Annotated in this window: 2 protein-coding genes; both read left to right on the forward strand. The window is 73.9% G+C overall.

Going from position 1 to position 3254, the window contains the following annotated elements; translation table 11 throughout:
* The coding region (locus GTW43_RS26840) for a bifunctional aldolase/short-chain dehydrogenase (RefSeq protein ID WP_161304549.1) at positions 1–1997 on the forward strand (1997 nt) is incomplete at its 5' end.
* Between the two features lie 57 nt (positions 1998–2054).
* A partial coding sequence (locus GTW43_RS26845; protein WP_161304550.1) for a rhamnulokinase family protein occupies positions 2055–3254 on the forward strand: 1200 nt, incomplete at its 3' end.

A 3254-nucleotide genomic window follows, 5' to 3' on the forward strand; every position in this document is an offset into this window, starting at 1 on the left:
ACCGGCTCGGCGCCGATCCGCGCAACACCAACTACGCCGGCGGCAACACCTCCGCCAAGGGACCGGCCCTCGACCCCGTCACCGGCCGTGACATCGAGCTGATGTGGGTGAAGGGCTCGGGCGGCGACCTCGGCACGCTCACCGAGAACGGGCTCGCGGTGCTGCGCCTCGACCGGCTGCGCGCGCTGGCCGAGGTGTACCCGGGCGTCGAGCGCGAGGACGAGATGGTCGCCGCCTTCGACTACTGCCTGCACGGCAAGGGCGGCGCCGCCCCGTCCATCGACACCGCGATGCACGGTCTGGTGGACGCCCCGCACGTCGACCACCTGCACCCCGACTCCGGGATCGCGCTGGCCTGCGCGGCCGACGGCGAGAAGCTGACCGCCGAGTGCTTCGGCGACAAGGTCGTGTGGGTGCCGTGGCGGCGGCCCGGATTCCAGCTCGGCCTGGACATCGCCGCGATCAAGGAGAGCCACCCGGAGGCGGTGGGCTGCGTGCTCGGCGGCCACGGCATCACGGCGTGGGGCGACACCGCGCAGGAGTGCGAGGCCAACTCGCTGTTCGTGATCCGCACGGCCGAGGCCTTCCTCGCCGAGCGCGGCAGGCCGGAGCCGTTCGGCCCGGTCCTCGAGGGGTACGCGGCGCTCGGCGCGGCCGAGCGGCGGGCCCGCGCCGCCCGGCTTGCGCCGCTCGTCCGGGGTCTGGCCTCCGCGGACCGTCCCCAGGTCGGCCACTTCGACGACTCGGCGACCGTGCTCGATTTCCTCGCGAGCACGGAACACCCGCGGCTCGCGGCGCTCGGCACGTCCTGCCCCGACCACTTCCTGCGCACCAAGGTCCGCCCGCTCGTGCTCGACCTGCCGCCGACCGCTCCGCTCGACGCGGTCGAGGCACGGCTGCGCGAGCTGCACGCCGCGTACCGCGCCGAGTACGCCGCCTACTACGCGCGGCACGCGACGCCCGACTCGCCCGCGCTGCGCGGCGCCGACCCGGCGATCGTCCTCGTCCCCGGCATCGGCATGTTCTCGTTCGGCAAGGACAAGCAGACCGCGCGCGTGGCGGGCGAGTTCTACGTCAACGCGATCAACGTGATGCGCGGCGCGGAGTCCGTCTCCACGTACGCCCCGATCGAGGAGTCGGAGAAGTTCCGCATCGAGTACTGGTCCCTGGAGGAGGCCAAAATCCGGCGGATGCCGGAGCCGAAGCCCCTGGCGACCCGGGTGGCGCTCGTGACCGGCGCGGGCAGCGGCATCGGCCGGGCCATCGCGCACCGGCTCGCGGCGGAGGGCGCGTGCGTGGTCGTCGCCGATGTGAACGCCGAGGCCGCGGGGTCGGTCGCCGAGGAGATCGGCGGGCCCGACCGGGCCGTCGCCGTGAGCGTCGACGTCACCTCCGAGGAGCAGATCGGCGCGGCCTTCGCCGCGGCGGCGCTGGCCTTCGGCGGCGTCGACCTGGTGGTGAACAACGCCGGCATCTCGCGCTCCAAGCCGCTCCTGGAGACGACGGCCGAGGACTGGGACCTCCAGCACGACATCATGGCGCGCGGCTCGTTCCTCGTGTCGCGGGAGGCGGCCCGTGCGATGCGCGCCCAGGGCATGGGCGGAGACATCGTGTACATCGCGTCGAAGAACGCGGTGTTCGCCGGCCCCAACAACATCGCCTACTCCGCGACCAAGGCCGACCAGGCGCACCAGGTACGGCTGCTCGCCGCGGAGCTGGGCGGCGACGGCATCAGGGTCAACGGCGTCAACCCGGACGGCGTCGTGCGCGGCTCCGGCATCTTCGCGAGCGGCTGGGGCGCGCAGCGGGCCGCGACGTACGGCATCGAGGAGGACAAGCTCGGCGAGTTCTACGCCCAGCGGACGCTGCTCAAGCGCGAGGTGCTACCCGAGCACGTCGCCAACGCGGTCTTCGCGCTGACCGGCGGCGACCTCACCCACACGACGGGCCTGCACATCCCGGTGGACGCGGGCGTCGCCGCCGCCTTCCTGCGCTGACCCGCACCGTCCCCCGCCCGTACCTCGCTCCGCGAACGGCCGCAAAGGCGACCTCCGATGAACTCCGCTCCCTACGCCGCCATCGACCTCGGCGCGTCCAGCGGCCGTGTCATGACGGCCCGCGTCACCTCCGGCACCCTGTCGCTGACGGAGTGCCACCGCTTTCCCAACACCCCGGTCCGCACCGGCGACACGCTGCACTGGAACATCCTGGGCCTGTACGCCGGGATCCTGGACGGCCTGCGCGCGGCCGGTCCGGTCCGCTCGGTCGGCATCGACAGCTGGGCGGTGGACCACGGCCTGCTCGACGCCGACGGGGCGCTCCTGGGCAACCCGTTCCACTACCGCGACCCCCGCACCGAGGGGGTCGCGGAGCGGATCATCCATCCGCACGTGCCGCCCGCCGAGCTGTACGCGGCGACCGGCATCCAGTACGCGCCGTTCAACACGCTGTACCAGCTGGCGGCCGCCCGCGACACAGTCCAACTGCAAGCGGCGAAGCGGCTGTTGATGATCCCCGACCTCATCACGTACTGGCTGACGGGGCGGCAGGGCACGGAGCTGACCAACGCCTCCACGACCCAGCTGATCGACCCGCGCACCGGGGACTGGGCGCGCGACGTCGCGGCGCGCACCGGGATCGACCTCGGCCTGTTCGCCCCGCTGCGCCACCCCGGCGACCCGGCGGGCGAGCTGCTCCCGCACGTGCTGCGGGAGACCGGGCTGAGCGGACCGGTGCCGGTGCGGGCCGTCGCCTCGCACGACACGGCATCGGCCGTGGCCGCGGTCCCGGCGACCGAGGAGCACTTCGCGTACATCTGCACGGGCACGTGGTCGCTGGCCGGGCTGGAGCTCGACGCGCCCGTGCTCGGCGAGGAGAGCCGCGCGGCCAACTTCACCAACGAGCTGGGCATCGACGGCACCGTGCGCTACCTGCGCAACATCATGGGCCTGTGGCTGCTCGAGGAGTGCCGGCGCGACTGGGGGCACCCCGAGCTGGAGGCTCTGCTCGAGGGCGCGGCCCGGGCCGAACCGCTGCGCTCGGTCGTCGACGCGGGGGACCCGGCGTTCCTCGCGCCCGGCGACATGCCCGCGCGCATCGCCGCCGCGTGCCGGGCCACCGGCCAGCCCGAGCCGCGCACCCCGGCGGAGACGACCCGCTGCATCCTCGACTCCCTGGCCCTCGCCCACCGCCGCGCGATCGCCGACGCGGCGCGCCTCGCGGACAGGCCGGTCGACGTCGTGCACATCGTGGGC

The sequence above is a fragment of the Streptomyces sp. SID5785 genome, assembly GCF_009870065.1.
Lineage (GTDB): Bacteria > Actinomycetota > Actinomycetes > Streptomycetales > Streptomycetaceae > Streptomyces.